Annotated in this window: 15 protein-coding genes; 7 read left to right on the forward strand and 8 right to left on the reverse strand. The window is 34.3% G+C overall.

Annotated elements, in window-relative coordinates; genetic code table 11:
* The 3 genes from AO58_RS0109125 to AO58_RS17095 form a co-directional block, all read right to left on the reverse strand.
* A complete protein-coding gene (locus tag AO58_RS0109125; protein WP_024981422.1) occupies positions 1 to 1,659 on the reverse strand; it encodes a peptidase domain-containing ABC transporter in 1,659 nt (552 codons plus the stop codon).
* Positions 1,659 to 2,336, reverse strand: a complete 678-nt coding sequence (locus AO58_RS0109130; protein ID WP_024981423.1) for a TetR/AcrR family transcriptional regulator — start codon at positions 2,334 to 2,336, stop codon at positions 1,659 to 1,661. The genes AO58_RS0109125 and AO58_RS0109130 overlap by 1 nt, the downstream gene beginning before the upstream one ends.
* A gap of 154 nt (positions 2,337 to 2,490) precedes the next feature.
* On the reverse strand, positions 2,491 to 3,135 hold the full coding sequence (locus AO58_RS17095) for a leucine-rich repeat domain-containing protein (RefSeq protein ID WP_035717568.1): 645 nt from the start codon (positions 3,133 to 3,135) through the stop codon (positions 2,491 to 2,493).
* 189 nt (positions 3,136 to 3,324) lie between these two features.
* Between AO58_RS17095 and AO58_RS0109140 the strand changes: the two genes are divergently transcribed.
* The 3 genes from AO58_RS0109140 (at position 3,325) to AO58_RS0109150 (ending at position 5,717) form a co-directional block, all read left to right on the forward strand.
* The gene (locus tag AO58_RS0109140; RefSeq protein WP_024981424.1) at positions 3,325 to 4,608 is read left to right on the forward strand and encodes an acetyl-CoA hydrolase/transferase family protein; all 1,284 of its coding nucleotides are present in this window, start codon (positions 3,325 to 3,327) and stop codon (positions 4,606 to 4,608) included.
* A gap of 141 nt (positions 4,609 to 4,749) precedes the next feature.
* Positions 4,750 to 5,145, forward strand: coding sequence for a twin-arginine translocase TatA/TatE family subunit (locus AO58_RS0109145; RefSeq protein ID WP_024981425.1), 396 nt, complete (start codon positions 4,750 to 4,752; stop codon positions 5,143 to 5,145).
* Entirely contained in the window at positions 5,145 to 5,717 is a 573-nt protein-coding gene (locus AO58_RS0109150; RefSeq protein ID WP_024981426.1) for a phosphatase PAP2 family protein, read from the forward strand. The genes AO58_RS0109145 and AO58_RS0109150 overlap by 1 nt, the downstream gene beginning before the upstream one ends.
* A 165-nt stretch (positions 5,718 to 5,882) precedes the next feature.
* Here AO58_RS0109150 and AO58_RS0109155 read toward each other — a convergent pair whose 3' ends face one another.
* The 5 genes from AO58_RS0109155 to AO58_RS0109175 form a co-directional block, all read right to left on the reverse strand.
* Positions 5,883 to 6,524: an O-methyltransferase gene (locus AO58_RS0109155; RefSeq protein WP_024981427.1), complete on the reverse strand. Its 642-nt coding sequence runs from the start codon at positions 6,522 to 6,524 to the stop codon at positions 5,883 to 5,885.
* Between the two features lie 307 nt (positions 6,525 to 6,831).
* Positions 6,832 to 7,587: a LamG domain-containing protein gene (locus AO58_RS0109160; protein WP_024981428.1), complete on the reverse strand. Its 756-nt coding sequence runs from the start codon at positions 7,585 to 7,587 to the stop codon at positions 6,832 to 6,834.
* Between the two features lie 187 nt (positions 7,588 to 7,774).
* Entirely contained in the window at positions 7,775 to 8,326 is a 552-nt protein-coding gene (locus tag AO58_RS0109165) for a hypothetical protein (protein WP_024981429.1), read from the reverse strand.
* Between the two features lie 4 nt (positions 8,327 to 8,330).
* Positions 8,331 to 9,731 carry a hypothetical protein gene (locus tag AO58_RS0109170; protein ID WP_024981430.1) on the reverse strand — a complete coding sequence of 467 codons (1,401 nt, stop codon included), beginning with the start codon at positions 9,729 to 9,731 and terminating at the stop codon, positions 8,331 to 8,333.
* Positions 9,732 to 9,741: 10 nt separating this feature from the next.
* Positions 9,742 to 10,308, reverse strand: coding sequence for a YceI family protein (locus AO58_RS0109175; protein WP_035717570.1), 567 nt, complete (start codon positions 10,306 to 10,308; stop codon positions 9,742 to 9,744).
* A gap of 401 nt (positions 10,309 to 10,709) precedes the next feature.
* Between AO58_RS0109175 and rlmN the strand changes: the two genes are divergently transcribed.
* The 4 genes from rlmN (at position 10,710) to AO58_RS0109195 (ending at position 15,661) form a co-directional block, all read left to right on the forward strand.
* Positions 10,710 to 11,753, forward strand: coding sequence for a dual-specificity RNA methyltransferase RlmN (gene rlmN / locus AO58_RS0109180; RefSeq protein WP_024981432.1), 1,044 nt, complete (start codon positions 10,710 to 10,712; stop codon positions 11,751 to 11,753).
* Between the two features lie 137 nt (positions 11,754 to 11,890).
* Positions 11,891 to 12,280, forward strand: a complete 390-nt coding sequence (locus tag AO58_RS0109185) for a hypothetical protein (RefSeq protein WP_139225524.1) — start codon at positions 11,891 to 11,893, stop codon at positions 12,278 to 12,280.
* Between the two features lie 30 nt (positions 12,281 to 12,310).
* Positions 12,311 to 14,428, forward strand: a complete 2,118-nt coding sequence (locus AO58_RS0109190) for a TonB-dependent receptor domain-containing protein (protein ID WP_024981434.1) — start codon at positions 12,311 to 12,313, stop codon at positions 14,426 to 14,428.
* 255 nt (positions 14,429 to 14,683) lie between these two features.
* Complete coding sequence (locus tag AO58_RS0109195) at positions 14,684 to 15,661, forward strand: polyprenyl synthetase family protein (RefSeq protein WP_024981435.1); 978 nt, start codon at positions 14,684 to 14,686, stop codon at positions 15,659 to 15,661.
* The last annotated feature ends 155 nt before the right edge of the window (positions 15,662 to 15,816 follow it).

Raw genomic sequence — 15,816 nt, forward strand, 5'->3', positions numbered from 1 at the left:
TTATTTTTTTATATCTGAAATGATTTTTCCTTTTTCCATGGTGATGTACCTGCTGCATTTAGTTTTCCAATGCGGATTTTTTGAAGAAACCACGATCGTCCAATGGTGTTTTTCTGAGGTAATAAAATCAATGATCTCATTGGCTGTGGCCTCGTCCATATCATCTGTTGGGTCTTCGTAAAACAAAATTTTAGGTTTGCTAACAATACTTCGTGCTAAAAGAATTTTTTGTGCATTTGAGGAAGAAAGTTGCTGTCCTTCTGGGAAAATCAACGTATCAAGACCTTTTGGCATTGATTTGATGTATTGTGCAAGTTGCACTCCTTCTAAGGCCCATTTTATATCCTCGTCAGTGCAATTAGGATTATTGAAAATGATATTCTCTAATATAGTTCCTTCGAAAGGAGTTTCAGTATGAATGATGCCCCCAATTTGAGAGCGGTATTGTTTTAAGTTGATTTTTCTGAAAGTATCATCATTGATGTATAATGCACCTTGGGAGGGTTGCAACAATCCAGACAAAATTCTAATTAATGTTGTTTTTCCGGATCCGTTTTTCCCATCTACAAATACGCGTTCTCCTTGATCTATTTTTAGGTCGATGTCTTTTAAAATTGTACTAACGGTTCCAGGGAATTTTACACTAACCCCTTCTGTAGCCAAGTTGATAGAATGATAGCATTTATTGGCTTCATATTTAGTGTCTTCTTCCATGGCTAAATCAGTAACTAATCCAATTTTCTCAACGGCTGTTAACACATCATATACGGTTTCTAAACCTAATATAATTTTTTCAACTGAATTGATTACTAATAGAATGATGATTTCGGCAGCCACAAATTGACCAATATTCATTTCTTGAGAAATAACCAAAAAACCACCAATAGAGAGTAAACTTGCGGTAATGATAACTTTAAAGAAAATTAAATGACTAAATTGTCTTTTTAATACCCCAAAAAGAGATTCTCTATAGTTGAGATATTCTGTAGCAAACTTGTCATTTTTTTGTAACGCAAAATCATAATTCAACTCTTTTCTAAAGCTGTAATTATTACGTGCCATTTCTTGTAGCCAGCCAGCTACTTTATATTTGTATTTAGAGACTTTTAAACTATTGTCTAATCCAATAAAATAGGAATATTTAAAAATTAAATACAATAAAATGATAAGCAAAACCCCCAACATAATGAAGTAAGGATGATAAAACGAAAGCAATAGGATACCAAATAAAATTTGAAGCAAAGCAGCCGAAAAATCAATCAATAATTTTGAAGTTCCTTTTTGAATGGTCATGGTATCAAAAAAGCGATTGGCTAATTCTGGTGGGTAGGTATCGTTTAATTCTTCAAATTTAATTCTTGGGATACGCGCTGCAAATTCAAAAGAAGAACGAACAAATATTTTTTGTTGTAAGTTTTCGGTAATTCGGAGTTGCATTAAAGAGAGAATACCTACCAATGCCACACCGATTACTACCACCACCACCAAGACGATCCAAGACACGGTTACACGTCCAGATTGTATAAAATTGATGATAGCTTGTATGCCTAATGGAAGAGATAAACTTACTAATCCTGCAAAAATGGAGTAAAAGAAAATTTGATAAACGTCTTTTTTGTCTAACAGTAATAATTTATAATAGCGTTGTAGTGGTGTCATTAGTTGTGTTTTAAAAGACTTGTAATTAAGTGAATATAAAAATCAGCTGGGCTTATTTGGGCGTTACAATTGGTAATTGTTTTAAGATGATTCATCAAAAAATGTTGATGGCTTGAACCCTCAAAAAGCGAAGAAGCCAAACTTTTTGCAAATGGATATTTTGGGTCAACCTCTTCAATCATCTGAATTACTCGATTGATTAACCGTTTGTAAATCAAAAAAAAGCCTTCTTTGTTTTCTTCGTCTACCTCTTTAGTGTGAATCGATTTAGTGAATTCTTGAATAATAATCTGATTCAAGATATATTCGTTAATGTGTGTTGTAGAGGTGTCATCTTCTACTTTTTCAGTGATTACCTGTATCGCTTTGATGAGTTTATCCATTGGATTGATAATGTTGTTGGTCGCAAATACCAAACGGTATTCCACCCAGCTCCAATACCAAGATGATAAATATACCAATAATTTATGCTTGTTTTCGAAATAGCGGTAAATAGAGCTTTCATTCGATCCTATTAGTTCCCCTAGTTTTTTAAAAGTAAATTCTTCAAAACCAATTTCGTGTATCAATAAAATACTATGTTGAATGATTTTTTTTCCTAAAACGGATGTCTCAGGATCTTTAACATATACTTTATGATTGATTTGAATTTTTATATTGTTTAAAATGCTGTCCATTTTTTTAATTTACTATCAGTATTTAGTATTGTACTTTTGTTTTATTTGGGGCTATTTATAGTAAGAGAATAATTTTATGAAAGTGGGTTGGTTAATGCATAGCTAACACTTTCAATAAACCTTAGTTCATTCTGTTTTAGAAAAAAGGAGAGAATTAAAAGTTAATTCTAAATCCAAAATTCATGTTTTCTTGAAGATTCATAGGCACTCGAATTGGATTGTCTTTTAGGTCCAGTTCTTGTAAATGTTGTAAGCCTTTGAGTTCTTTAGGAATTTCTTTGAAGCGATTTTGGTTCAAATACAACTGCGCTAAATTTTTTAGTAAAGCAATTTGACTGGGTAATTGGTCCAAATTATTGTTTTCTAAATGCAACATCGTTAAATTGGGTAATTTGGCTAAAGCTTCAATAGATTGCGGTAAATTCAAGTAGTCGTACTCATTAAGATAGACCTCTTCTAAGCTTTTTATGGTACTAATTTCTTCTGGCACTTTTTTAAAATCGTTACCACTCAATTCCAGTACTTTGAGTTTTTTTAAGCTAAGGACTCCTTTTGGTAAAGTTTTTAACTGATTGTTGTTTAAGTTAAGATATTCAAGATTTTTAAATTTTATCCAAACAGGAGAATCTACATTTATTTTTTGATTACTCAAGTTCAAGCGGTATACTTTTTCAGGCTCTTTAATGGCTTTTTCCCAGCTGGTATACACTTTTTTTTGCAGAAGTGAATCCTTCGTTTGTCCCCAACTCAGTTGTAAACCAACAGCTAACAGGATAATGATTTTTACAAATAGTTTCATAGTGATCGTTTTATTGTGAGTATTCTGGTTTTGGTATTGAAATAATTATCAACAAAAGTAATAGTAATACTTTTAATTTTGTTTTATTTAACGTTTAATTAAGATTTGGTTGTGCTGTCAAATTGTAGGTTCAGTTTTTTGTTTTAGGAACCAAAAAAGTTATCTTAGAGGGATAAAAAAACAAGTAGTATGGGTAAATATGTTACCGCACAAGAAGCTGTAAAAATTGTACAATCGAACGACAGAGTCTATGTACATGCGGCCGGTGCAACACCAAATTGGTTAACACAGTGTTTAACGGATAGAGCTTCAGAACTTCGAAATGTCGAGATTTGTCATTTGCATACCGAAGGTCCAGCTCCTTATGCCGATCCTCAATATACCGATAGTTTTCATGTGAATTCCTTTTTTATAGGTCAAAATGTACGGCATACTTTGGCTGCAGGAAACGGTTCTTATACCCCAGTTTTTTTGAGTGAATTGCCTAGATTGTTTCGAAAAAGGGTTGTGCCGCTTGATGTGGTATTCATTCAGGTTTCTCCACCGGATCAACACGGTTATTGTTCATTAGGGGTCTCGGTCGAAGCCGCAGTGGCTGCCATCGAAAGTGCTAAAACCGTTATTGCTCAAGTAAACGTAAACATGCCTAGGACTTTTGGTGATGGTATTTTGCACGTAGCAGAGATTGATTATTTGGTGGCCTACGATTGTCCGATACATGAGAAAAAAGAAGAACAAATTACACCATTAGAATCCAAAATAGGTGCCTATATCGCATCCTTGATCGAAGATAAAAGTACGCTTCAACTCGGTATCGGATCAATTCCAAACGCGGCTTTGGCCAATTTAATGAATCACAAAGATCTAGGATTGCATACTGAAATGTTTTCTGATGGTGTCATTGATTTGATCGAAAGCAATGTTATCAATTGTAATTACAAAGGGGTAACACGCGGTAGGGTTTTATCCACTTTTATGTTGGGATCAAAACGCCTCTATGATTTTGCCAATGATAATCCTTTTATTGAATTAAGAGAATCTTCTTATGTAAATGACACAGCCAAAATCAGGAGAAATCCAAAAATGGTAGCCATCAACTCGGCCATCGAAGTAGACATTACAGGTCAGGTTTGTGCCGATTCTATTGGGGCCAATATGTATTCTGGAGTAGGAGGGCAGATGGATTTTGTGAGAGGAGCTGCTTTGAGTGAGGGTGGAAAGGCCATTATCGCCCTGCCTTCAGTCACCAAAAAAGGAGCGAGTCGTATTGTCCCTTTTTTAAAACAAGGAGCAGGCGTAGTTTCTACACGTTCGCATGTGCAATACATTATTACAGAAAATGGTATTGCTGATTTATATGGAAAAACGCTCAAGCAAAGAGCGGATCAAATGATTAAAATTGCCCATCCAGATCATCAAGAGTCGATCGATAAAGCTTATTTTGAATTGCTCAAACAATCACGAGCGCAGTGAGTTTTTTAGGTGTTTATTGAGGTCTTTTAGGTATAGTCAAAAATTAGCTAGAGGCACGCCTAGGTGGCCACTAGCTAATTTTTAATCGTTATATAAAAACCAAAAGCTATAAATAATTATATTTGTGCAAAAATCAACCTTATGTTTGGAATTGGAGGAGGAGAACTCATTTTTATATTGTTTATTGTATTAATGTTATTTGGTTCTGACAAAGTTCCCGAAATGGCGCGTACTATGGGCAAAGCCATGGCACAGCTAAAACATGCCACTAACGATATTAAAAACGAAATTCAAAAAGGAGCCGAAGCCAATGGCTTAGACCAAAAGTCATTATCGGATTTAACTGGAGGATTTAATGCCGAAATTGAAAAAGCCAAACAAAGTCTATTGGGTGATTCAACAAATTCGATCACAAACCTTGCCAACGACATTACTTCTGAAATCAATCAAGCAGCAAAAAGTACTGTAGCTGATGCAAAAGAGAGTGCTGATGCAATCAATAATCAAGCTGAAGGCCCTGTAAAAAGACAAATGTAATGTTAGAAAAATTAGAAGCGTTAGATGTTCAATTATTTGTTTTTTTAAATAGTTTAGGTTCTGAAAGTTTTGATGGTTTATGGTTAATTGTCACCAAACAAGTTACTTGGATTCCTCTTTTTGTCCTTTTTTTATATCTTATTTATAAAAAAATAGGCATCAAACAGACCTTAATCTTATTCTTGTTTGTATTCGTTTTATTGACCATCACTGACCAAACCGCCAATTTTTTCAAAAATACTTTCGAGCGTTTGCGTCCTTGCAACAATACCGATATCAACTCCTTTATACGAGTAGTACAGGTACGAAATTCTTTTAGTTTTTACTCCGGTCATGCAACAAATTCAATTGCAATTGTTGCCTTTTTGTTTTTGATTTTAAGAAAACAGTATCGCTTTTTTGGAGTGTTTTTTCTGTGGCCACTAATCTTCGCTTACAGTCGTATTTACCTTGGGTTGCATTATCCATTGGATATATTGACGGGTTACGCTTTTGGAATAGGGTTTAGCTTCATCGTATACAAAATATACAAAGTGTTGCAAAAAAAGTATTTTCCAGTGGTTTATTTGTAGCTTAATCCAGCTGTACATTACAATCTTTAGGCTTGAAATTGTTTTTTTATTGGCCCCAAAAAGAGCTTCTTTTAGTCGCTTTTTTTGGACCATAAAAAATACATTTCAACCCCAAAGGATTTTCATTCCCATCTGGGCTAAAAGAGGTTTGCCACACGAGGGTATTTATAAAACTCGACTTACTGTTAAACCATCTCTAATTGGGAGCAACACTGTTTCAACTCTTGGGTCATCCGCCAAACGTTTGTTGTATTCTAATAATACTTTGGTACTCATGTCCTTTTCTTGCAAAGGCTCTACCACTTTGCCACTCCACAATACATTGTCCGACAAAATAATGCCTCCAGTATTCATTTTCGGAACAATAAGCTCAAAATAATTCAAATAATTTTCTTTATCGGCATCAATAAACACCAAATCAAATTTTAAATCAATCGTTGGGATAATGTTTACGCCTTCTCCTAAATGCTGCACGATTTGAGCGCCCCAAGCCGATTTGTCAAAATGTTTGCGTTGAAAATCAACCAGTTCTTCTTTAATATCTATCGTGTGCAATTGACCGTCTTTTTGCATGCCTTCACACAAACACAAAGCAGAATAGCCGGTATAAGTACCAATCTCAAGAATATTTTTTGGTCGAATCAACTTCGAAAGCATGCTCAATACTCTTCCTTGAAAATGGCCACTGAGCATTCTGGGCAATAAAATTTTTTGATACGTCTCCTTGTTCAATGCCGCCAAGTGTGCGGGTTCTTTTTCGGAATGTTGTTCAATATAGTCCTCTAAATCTTGAGATAGAAAATGCATCTTTGTTATTTTTTGGTTTTAGTCACAAAGGTATCATTTTGTAGATTGGGATACAAAAAAGCCTTTAGATTAGTCAGGGCAAACGCATGAGTTAATTTTCAACACGAATTTCACTAATGAGCATGAATTCTTGATAACCAAAACAGACTATTTTCGTTTATTAAACAAAAATTATGATCCGTGATAACTATAATCGAATAGTACTTACAATTATTTTGGTCTCCAAATCTGAGAAATCTATGTCAGATTGTTTTTTTTGAAACTGCCCTGTTAGATTACTGCATCCAAGCTCTTGTTAATGCCAACACTAGAATAAAGCGATTCCTTTAGTTGCATTTGTTTTTTGTTTGGGAAGTGTTGCTTTTTTGCCTTTTGTGCTAGGGGTTTTGACTGCAGTTGCTACTAGTAATGCACCAGCATTGTATTGAGTGTTGATTTCGTCATAGGATAAGGCCACATTGTAAATTTTTAATTCATCAATATCAGCATTGATACTTACCAAGGAATTAATATTTCCAATTTTGAATACAGATCCCAAGGTGTTTCTGTTGGGCGCATTAAAATTTTCGATCAAAATCCCATTTCTGTAAATGCTAGCAGTAGTGCCATCATATACATAAACGTAATGGTACCATACTTCTGCAGCAAGTGGTAAATCGGTGATAAAATCATTTTTGTACCCCCAAGACGCAACGTTCAATGCCGATTCATTAGTAGTGGTTCCTTGATGGATCAGACCGCAGTATTGATTGTTAGCGGCAGCTCCATAGCCCCAAATATAATTGGAATTACTGATGTCGTTAAATTTAATCCAAATCGAAATAGTTCTTGAAGCAGAAGATTGCGGAAGATTTCCAATATTAGCGGAGAGACTTTGTTGGTTTAAGCGAATCGCTTTTTTATCTATTCCCGAACGATCCTTTACATATTGTACCGTACCGTTAAATGTAGCCGTTTGATCTTTGTTTACTAAAGAGGCATCAAATTCAAAAAGATGAATAGGGTTTTGAGCGCTAGTGATTAACACAAAAAAAATAAAAATGAGGGCTAAGTCTCTTTTCATAATCAAAGGAATTTGGCGTGAATTGTGAATTTACTGCTAATCTAAAGGCTTTATTTTGGGATTAAAAATTTTGACGATGAAGGGTAGTATTTACTCGTTTAATTTCTTTTTTTACGCTAAATATTTTTTTTCAGATATAAAAAAAACCACTTAAAAAGTGGTTTTAAAATTATGTATAGTGTAAATGCTAATTTTTGTAAAGATTGAAGTTAACCAAAATTTGATCCTCTACTTTAATCAAACCAGCCATTTTAACTGGAGCCGTTAGACCAACGTCTGAAAAGTTAAAAGCTATTGTTCCATAAATTTTGTTGTTATTACTTTTAAGTAAAAAATCTTTGTAGAATCTGTTTTTGTTAGTGATGCAAAAGTTTAAATCGCATTTGAAATTACTGCCAAAGGGTCTTATGTTAGATAACGTTACAAAACTCGAAGGGAACTGATTTACTTTAACGGTTGATTGTAGATCTTTAGTCATTATTTTATTTCCACAATCAAATTTCACCATTGGAATTTCGGCTTTGATACTGTTTTTAGTAGCAATATTCAAAAAAATGGTGTCGTTCTTGGAGAAAGTGGTACTGCAATTGTACTTGCCTACAGTAGAATGACCAGTGATGCTAATTTCAATTTTATTGATAATAAGGGAGGGATCATTTGTATGAAAATTGGGCGTAGCACTTCCCAAAAAAAAGAGAAATACTACGCTCAAAAAACCTATTATTATTCTTTTATTCATTGAATTAGAAAGTAATTACAGCTTCAAACATTAAACCGTTGAATTTACCTTGGTAAAGATCGTTCACTGCTCCATTGGCATTAAATTGACCAAAATCTTTGTATTGTTGATTTACATAAGCCAATTTTGATAAGATATTTTTTGTCATAAACCAACCTGCAGAAGCTTCAAAACGATTAATTGAAATTTTGTTTGCATGTACATTGTCTAATTTACCTGACAAGGTGTTGTATCGTCCACCTACATAAAATTGTTCAGTTTTTCCAAAACGGTATACAACATCACCTGCAAATTGGTTAACTGTACGACTTTCGTCCATTCCTTTTTTGTTACCACCTTTAGCAGTTTCAATAGTTCCGAAAAACTCTAATCCTTTGTATTTTACAAATGGGTTAATCATTACAGAAGTTAGCTTGTTACCAAATCCTGGGTTAAAACGTCCTGTGTTTTGATTCCCTTGTAAGTCTTTTGTAAAATCATTGTCAACGGCTGTGGTTCCATTTTGATAAGCAGCATGAGTCATTACTCCGTAGTAACGGCTACCAGCTCTATCAGAAGAATATAAATTTCCGCTTGTGTTCGCATTGTGGTATAATGATCCTGTAAGACGCACTCTTAAGTCTTTGTTAAGTTGTTTGTCATATCCTAATTTTGCTAAAACAGTTGGACTTACTGTTGTATTTTGATCAGGTGCTGCAACCGTTGGTTTTCCTGGGACGAACTCAGCAACGTTCTGGTTCAATTTAGAGTTGGTTACTCCAATCATGCTTACCCAACCATTTCTGTTGTAATAAACTTCCATCCCCATTTCAGTTATGAATGCATCCATAATGTTTCCTTCTATAAAAGGGTTCATCAAAGCATTACCGTTATCTGATCTTCTAAAGTGTGCATCACCATAGTTGTTCTCCATTTGACCGATTTTGATCGTAGCATATTTCATGAAGTCTTTCAAGAAATCTTTTTTAATGAAATCTAATTTGTCAATTTGTAAATAGCCACCTTTTACCCAAGTTTCGTTGTGATGTCTTGCCGCTAAATAGATATCCAAATTCACGCGTACCCCATCAAACAATTGTGCTCCAATAGTCATATTGGCTGTAGGTAAATTGAAATTGTTAGCCAAATTATTTAAGCGGTAACCTGTGATAGTATTCCCAGTTGGCCCTTTAAATGCACCTTCTTGGTGTCCGTTAAAAGAATTAACAGCTTGAAATTGTAAAGCAAAAGCAGCTCCTAAGTCAAGGCTTAACCCTTTGAATTCTACACTATCCTTTTTTACATCAAATTGATTGATTCCTGTTTTGTCTCTTGGAATTAAGTTTTGAATTTGTCCAAAACGATCCTGGGCTTGTACAGCAGTTAAGCTTAATAAAGCAGCTGCTAAAAAATAAATTACTCTCATGTTGTTAGTTTTATTTGTAATTAAGGTTGAATTTTATTGTTAGATCTTTTCCTGTTTTGATAGTGCCTAATAGGGCAGTAGGTGCTTTCATTCCAAATTCGTCAAAAGTGATTTTGTTGGCACCTTGAATGTTAACTACTCCATTTACTACGGCTACTTTTATTTGTGTTTTTAAGTCTTTGCTAACTCCTGCAATGGTGTAGGTTCCTGTAAGGTTCCAAGTAGTCTCGTTTACTTTTGAAGCCGATTTCAAAACATATTTAATGGTTTTGAATTTTTTTATATTAAGCGTTTCGTAAGCTATTTTATCCATCCCGCTTTTTCCACTTTTAATAGTTTCAACTGCTAAATCAATGTTGATGGAGTTAATATCTACAACTTTTGAATCGGTTACAGTAAGATTAGCATTACCATTTTTGGAAGCTGAAGTCATTTCCCAATCATGTAATGTTGAAGTTCCAAAAACCGAAAAACTAGTTTTGGTATCTAAGATGTAATTTTTTTGTGCCGATGCTGTAATGTTAATAAAAACCAAAGCAAAAAGGACTAGTATAGATTGTTTTTTAGAAAATTTCATTGTTTTCAAATTTGATTATTTTACATTTTTGTTTTTATAAAGCCAGATTTTTTGATTTTAATTTATTATTTCGGCTTTTTTTTTAATTATACCGCAAATAAATAAAGAATAGATTTTACTAAACATGATAAAAATCAGATCTAATAATTTTAACATTTCTACAACGATATAGTTGTTAATTTATTTAGAAATAGTTTTAATAAAAACAATTCCGTTGATTATTTTGAAAGAAAAGTATTGTTTTTTTTTCGGTAATCAAATCTTTGTTTTTTACTTTTAAATGAATTCTATAGTAGATAAAAGTTCCAATTTTTAAAAAGTTTTTTACTTTTTATGCCGTCAAATTGCTATTCCTGCTAAAAATCGAATTCAAAACATTAAATTTTGAATAAATTTGCAGCATGGAAATCGAAAAGAAAGATATTAGAGCATTGTCTAAAGATGAATTGAGAGCCTTTTTTGTAAGCAATGATGACAAAGCTTTTCGTGGCAATCAAGTCTATGAATGGTTGTGGACCAAAGGGGCGCATAGTTTTGAGGACATGACCAATTTGTCTAAAACGACAAGATCTGCTTTGGAAGCCAATTTTGTAATTAATCATATCAAAGTTGATACTATGCAACGCAGTGAAGATGGTACTGTAAAAAATGCCGTTCGTTTGCATGATGGATTGGTGGTCGAATCGGTTTTAATTCCTACCGAAACTAGAACCACCGCTTGTGTTTCGAGTCAAGTGGGCTGTAGTTTGGATTGCAATTTCTGCGCTACCGCTCGATTAAAACGCATGCGAAATTTAGAACCCGCCGAAATTTACGACCAAGTGCTTGCGATAGATAGGGAGAGTAGACTTTATTATAATCATCCGTTGTCTAATATCGTTTTTATGGGAATGGGAGAGCCTTTGATGAATTACAATAATGTATTGAAAGCTATAGAAATGATTACTTCTCCGGAAGGATTAGGCATGTCTCCCAAAAGAATCATGGTGTCTACCTCGGGTATTCCAAAAATGATTAAAAAATTAGCCGATGATGAGGTGAAGTTCAAATTGGCAGTATCACTTCATTCTGCAATAGACGAAACTCGAGCTAGAATTATGCCTTTTAGTGCCAATTTTCCTTTGAAGGAATTGAGGGAATCTCTAGAATATTGGTACCGAAAAACCAAGTGCAAGGTTTCCTATGAATATGTGGTTTGGAAAGGTATCAATGATGATAAAGCTTCAATTGATGCTTTGGTTAAATTTTGCAAATATGTGCCTTGCAAAGTGAATCTCATTGAATACAACCCTATCGACGATGGCGAATTTCAACAAGCCTCAGAAGAAGCTGTGGATGCCTATGTTAAAGCGCTTCATGCGATTGGTGTTGTGGTCAAAGTAAGAAGAAGTAGAGGGAAAGATATAGATGCCGCTTGCGGACAATTGGCGAATAAAGAAGCATAAGCTATTTCGTTGCCTTTTTTGTAAAATCATAAATGCCATTTTATTTTTTTATTTTTTCTGACACTTATTTCTGTGGTGATATTTATCACGTTTTAATATTTAAATAGGATGTATTTTCGCAAAAAGGCTAGTTTTTTGTGAAAGTAGTATTACGTCATTTTTTATTGTTTTCTCTGCTCTTTGCTGTGGTGTTCTATAGTTTTAGAATGGCTTTTGCGATCCTTTATTATTCGTTTGATAATGTTGCATTTACTGAGAAATACTGCGAAAATAAAGCCAAACCTCTCTTGAAATGTAATGGGAAATGCCAGTTAGCCAAACTAGCGAACGAAAACAAAACCGAACAAAACGAAACTGTCAATTTTTCTCTAAAAGAAATAGTTTTGTACTTTCAATCGATTACCAATACAGATTTTTTAGTTTTTTTGCCTCAAAAAAGCACTATTATTTCTAAGAAGAATAGCTATCGTTTTGCTCTTTCTCCTTTTCTTTTTCGTCCGCCAAATGCTAGGTTTTTAATATCGTAAAATCAAAATTAATTTATTAAAAACGCAACAATGAAAAACACATTCATTATAGCTTTGCTATGGTGTTTTGTTTCGTCGACGGCACAAACCAAAGAGACGAATGCAAACCAAACCCCAAAAGACACGTTAAAAGAAAAGTCCATTTTACTCAAAGAAGTAATCGTTACCGGAAACGTAAAAACCGATCCCAACCTAACCATTGTCAAAAGTGATTTCTCAGAGAAGGCCGTACAACCCAAAAATTCTGGAGAATTGTTCACTGACATTAATGGTTTTTCACTAATCAAACGCGGAAATTACGCCGTAGATCCTTCCTTTAGAGCCAATCAATACGAACAACTCAATGTTCAATATGACGGAGGAACTCGAGCTTTTCATGCTTGTCCCAATCGAATGGATCCTATTACAACCTTAGTAAATCCAGAAGAAATTTCAAAAATTGAAATTATTAAAGGTCCATTTTCTGTTCGTTACGGAAACACTTTTGCAGGGGTCGTTAATATGGTTTCTCAATACGGAAACGCTAGTTCGAAAGCTTTTGCTGGCTCCTTTTCTTCTGGATACGAGAGTAATAGCAACTCTTTTGTCACGATTTTACAGCTTTCTAGTAACTGGAAGAAATTTGATATTGTGGGTGACTTAAGTTATCGCGACTATGGAAATTATAAGGATGGGAATCAAAATGAAATCCCTTCTTCTTTTAATAGTAAGGGATATGGGCTAAAAATGGGATATCAATTTTCTGAAAACCAACGGTTACAAGTCAATGTGCGTCAAAATTTTGGAAGAGATGTGCTTCATGCCGGATTACCAATGGATACTGATGAGGATAACAGCAGCATTGCGAGTTTAGATTATACTTCGAAAAGTAATGCTCCCTTTTATAAAGGAGTAACTGCCAAAGTATATTATTCGTATGTGGATCACATTATGAGCAATTACAGCAGGCCATCATTTGCAAATAGCTCAGCAATTGCGAAAGTAAATGCAACTACTTTTGGAGGAAAAGTAGAAACAGAATGGGATTTATCTCCCAAATGGAAATTGTTTGCAGGAGTCGATATGGTTCATTTATCGCGAGACGGCGGAAGAGATCGTCTGGTAAAAAAGAATATGGCTGGAGTGGTTTTACCCAAACCGCTTGCTTTTTATGATAAAATTTGGCAAGATAGTTACACGGCTACTTTTGGAACTTTTGCCGAAGCCAAATGGTATTTATCAGAAAAATCAATTGTTAATTTAGGTGCTAGAGTCGATATTGTTGGTACTGATGCCAGAGATTTAGACGAAAGTTTTATTAAACTGTATCCGAATATTGAAAAAAGAAATGAGACAAATTTTAGTGGAACGATCTCTTATAAACGACTGCTTTCACCCGATTACACGTTAGAAGTAGCTTTTGGTAGAGGAACGCGCTCTGCTAATATTGAAGAGCGTTTCATTGCTTATTTTAACATCGGAAGAGATCCTTACGAATACATAGGCAATCCAAATCTAAAAGCAGAAACCAATAATCAGTTTGAAATTGGCTTTACAGGGAAAGAAAAACTTAACGGTTTTGCCAATCAAATTAATTTTGGAGGGTCTGTGTATTACTCCATCTTCGAAAATTATATCTTAGCTGTGGTTGATAAAAATTTGGTTCGAAAATACAATCCTACAACGCCTCCAATTCATCCCAAAGTATTTCAAAACATTGATCGTTCTTTCAAAACCGGATTTGAATTTTTTGGGGATGTAAAATTTGCTAACTATTTTAATTTTTTAACCGAAATGGCTTATGTGTACACCGAAAATCAGGATTTTAACGAGAGTTTGCCGCTCACTCCTCCCTGGGTAACCCGATTAAAATTAAGCTATGAAAAAGGGAAAGTTTGGGCTTCTGTTCAGTATACACTTACGGCCAAACAATCCAAAATTGCTTCTTCTTATGATGAGATTGCCACTCAGGGCTATGAAGTGATGGATTTGAAAGTAGGCTATAAACCCATTAAAAATTTAAGCGTTGGAGCGAGTGTTCTCAATCTTTTGGATCAATATTATAACAACCACTTAGCCTTTGCGTTCAACAATCAAGCTGGTTTTGGTAGGACACCAATAACCGAACCCGGACGAAATTTCACCTTGTTTTTGAATTATAAATTTTAGAAACCCAATACTATAAAAGAGAGGAGCAATCCTCTCTTTTTTGATTAGTAGCCAGCTGACAAGGTTGTAAAAGCTTTCGCAGTTTGATGAAATTTTTTTGAATGTTTTTTTTTATTGTCACTTTTTGTGACAATAAAAAAGCAAGTTGTTGTTGGTGGCTGATTTGATTGATGTTAACAAAAAGGTATTTTGTATCAAATAAAAAAAAACGGTTTTTAGATTTTTTTTATTTTATGTGCTATATTTGAACCCTCAATGAACATCACCTCACAAATAAAGCAGCCCATCTTTGATGAAATGGAACTTTTTGAAAAAAAGTTCTATGAATCAATGACTTCTCAAGTGGCGTTGCTCAACAGAATCACGTATTATATTGTCAATCGAAAAGGAAAACAAATGCGTCCAATGTTTGTTTTTCTTACCGCAAAGATGATTTCTGGAGGAACAGTAGAAGAGCGTACTTATCGTGGTGCTTGCGTGATTGAGCTGATTCATACCGCTACATTAGTACATGACGATGTGGTTGATGATAGCAATCGTCGTAGAGGTTTTTTCTCCATTAATGCCTTATGGAAAAATAAAATTGCGGTTTTAGTTGGTGATTATTTGTTATCCAAAGGTTTGTTATTATCCATAGATCATGGCGATTTCGATTTGCTACGAATCATTTCAGTAGCCGTTCGCGAAATGAGCGAAGGAGAACTATTGCAAATAGAAAAAGCCAGAAGACTCGATATTACAGAAGAGGTGTATTACGAAATTATCCGAAAAAAAACAGCTACACTTATTGCGGCTTGCTGTGCTTTAGGTGCTAGATCTGTTAGTGATAATGAAGTTGTTGTTGAACAAATGCGCAAGTTTGGAGAGCTTATAGGTATGGCTTTTCAAATTAAAGACGATTTGTTCGATTACACCGAAGACGCTATCGGTAAACCTACTGGAATTGATATCAAAGAGCAAAAAATGACTTTGCCTTTAATTCATGTTCTAAATACCTGTACTACAAAAGAAAAAAGTTGGTTAATTAATTCCATCAAAAACCATAACAAAGACAAAAAGCGAGTAAAAGAAGTTATTGCTTTTGTAGTTAACAATGGTGGACTTTCTTATGCCGAACAAAAAATGATTGACTTTCAACAAGAAGCATTAGCTATTCTTGAAAATTTCCCCACTTCAGATTATAAATCGGCCTTGACCTTAATGGTCAATTATGTAATCGAAAGAAAAAAATAATTTTTTTTCGTCTGTAAAGTTCCGTAATCATTGGTATTTCTATTTTTTTATCAAAAATAAAACAACTGCATGCAACCTTTTTGTTGCTTGCCTCGTCTATGCTAATAGAAGTCGGTTTTACAAAAACAACAACTGCTGACCAACACGTTTTATTA

Origin of the sequence: Flavobacterium succinicans LMG 10402, from assembly GCF_000611675.1 — a bacterium.
GTDB classification, from domain to species: Bacteria; Bacteroidota; Bacteroidia; order Flavobacteriales; family Flavobacteriaceae; genus Flavobacterium; species Flavobacterium succinicans.

Excerpts from the sequence above, each read along its gene's own strand:
- AO58_RS0109130 (WP_024981423.1), bottom strand. The coding sequence starts at position 2,336 with ATGGACAGCATTTTAAACAATATAAAAATTCAAATCAATCATAAAGTA.
- AO58_RS0109145 (WP_024981425.1), top strand. The coding sequence starts at position 4,750 with ATGTTTGGAATTGGAGGAGGAGAACTCATTTTTATATTGTTTATTGTA.
- AO58_RS0109175 (WP_035717570.1), bottom strand. The coding sequence starts at position 10,308 with ATGAAATTTTCTAAAAAACAATCTATACTAGTCCTTTTTGCTTTGGTT.
- AO58_RS0109150 (WP_024981426.1), top strand. The coding sequence starts at position 5,145 with ATGTTAGAAAAATTAGAAGCGTTAGATGTTCAATTATTTGTTTTTTTA.
- AO58_RS0109155 (WP_024981427.1), bottom strand. The coding sequence starts at position 6,524 with ATGCATTTTCTATCTCAAGATTTAGAGGACTATATTGAACAACATTCC.
- rlmN (WP_024981432.1), top strand. The coding sequence starts at position 10,710 with ATGGAAATCGAAAAGAAAGATATTAGAGCATTGTCTAAAGATGAATTG.
- AO58_RS0109190 (WP_024981434.1), top strand. The coding sequence starts at position 12,311 with ATGAAAAACACATTCATTATAGCTTTGCTATGGTGTTTTGTTTCGTCG.
- AO58_RS0109165 (WP_024981429.1), bottom strand. The coding sequence starts at position 8,326 with ATGAATAAAAGAATAATAATAGGTTTTTTGAGCGTAGTATTTCTCTTT.
- AO58_RS0109140 (WP_024981424.1), top strand. The coding sequence starts at position 3,325 with ATGGGTAAATATGTTACCGCACAAGAAGCTGTAAAAATTGTACAATCG.
- AO58_RS0109195 (WP_024981435.1), top strand. The coding sequence starts at position 14,684 with ATGAACATCACCTCACAAATAAAGCAGCCCATCTTTGATGAAATGGAA.
- AO58_RS0109125 (WP_024981422.1), bottom strand. The coding sequence starts at position 1,659 with ATGACACCACTACAACGCTATTATAAATTATTACTGTTAGACAAAAAA.
- AO58_RS17095 (WP_035717568.1), bottom strand. The coding sequence starts at position 3,135 with ATGAAACTATTTGTAAAAATCATTATCCTGTTAGCTGTTGGTTTACAA.
- AO58_RS0109170 (WP_024981430.1), bottom strand. The coding sequence starts at position 9,731 with ATGAGAGTAATTTATTTTTTAGCAGCTGCTTTATTAAGCTTAACTGCT.
- AO58_RS0109160 (WP_024981428.1), bottom strand. The coding sequence starts at position 7,587 with ATGAAAAGAGACTTAGCCCTCATTTTTATTTTTTTTGTGTTAATCACT.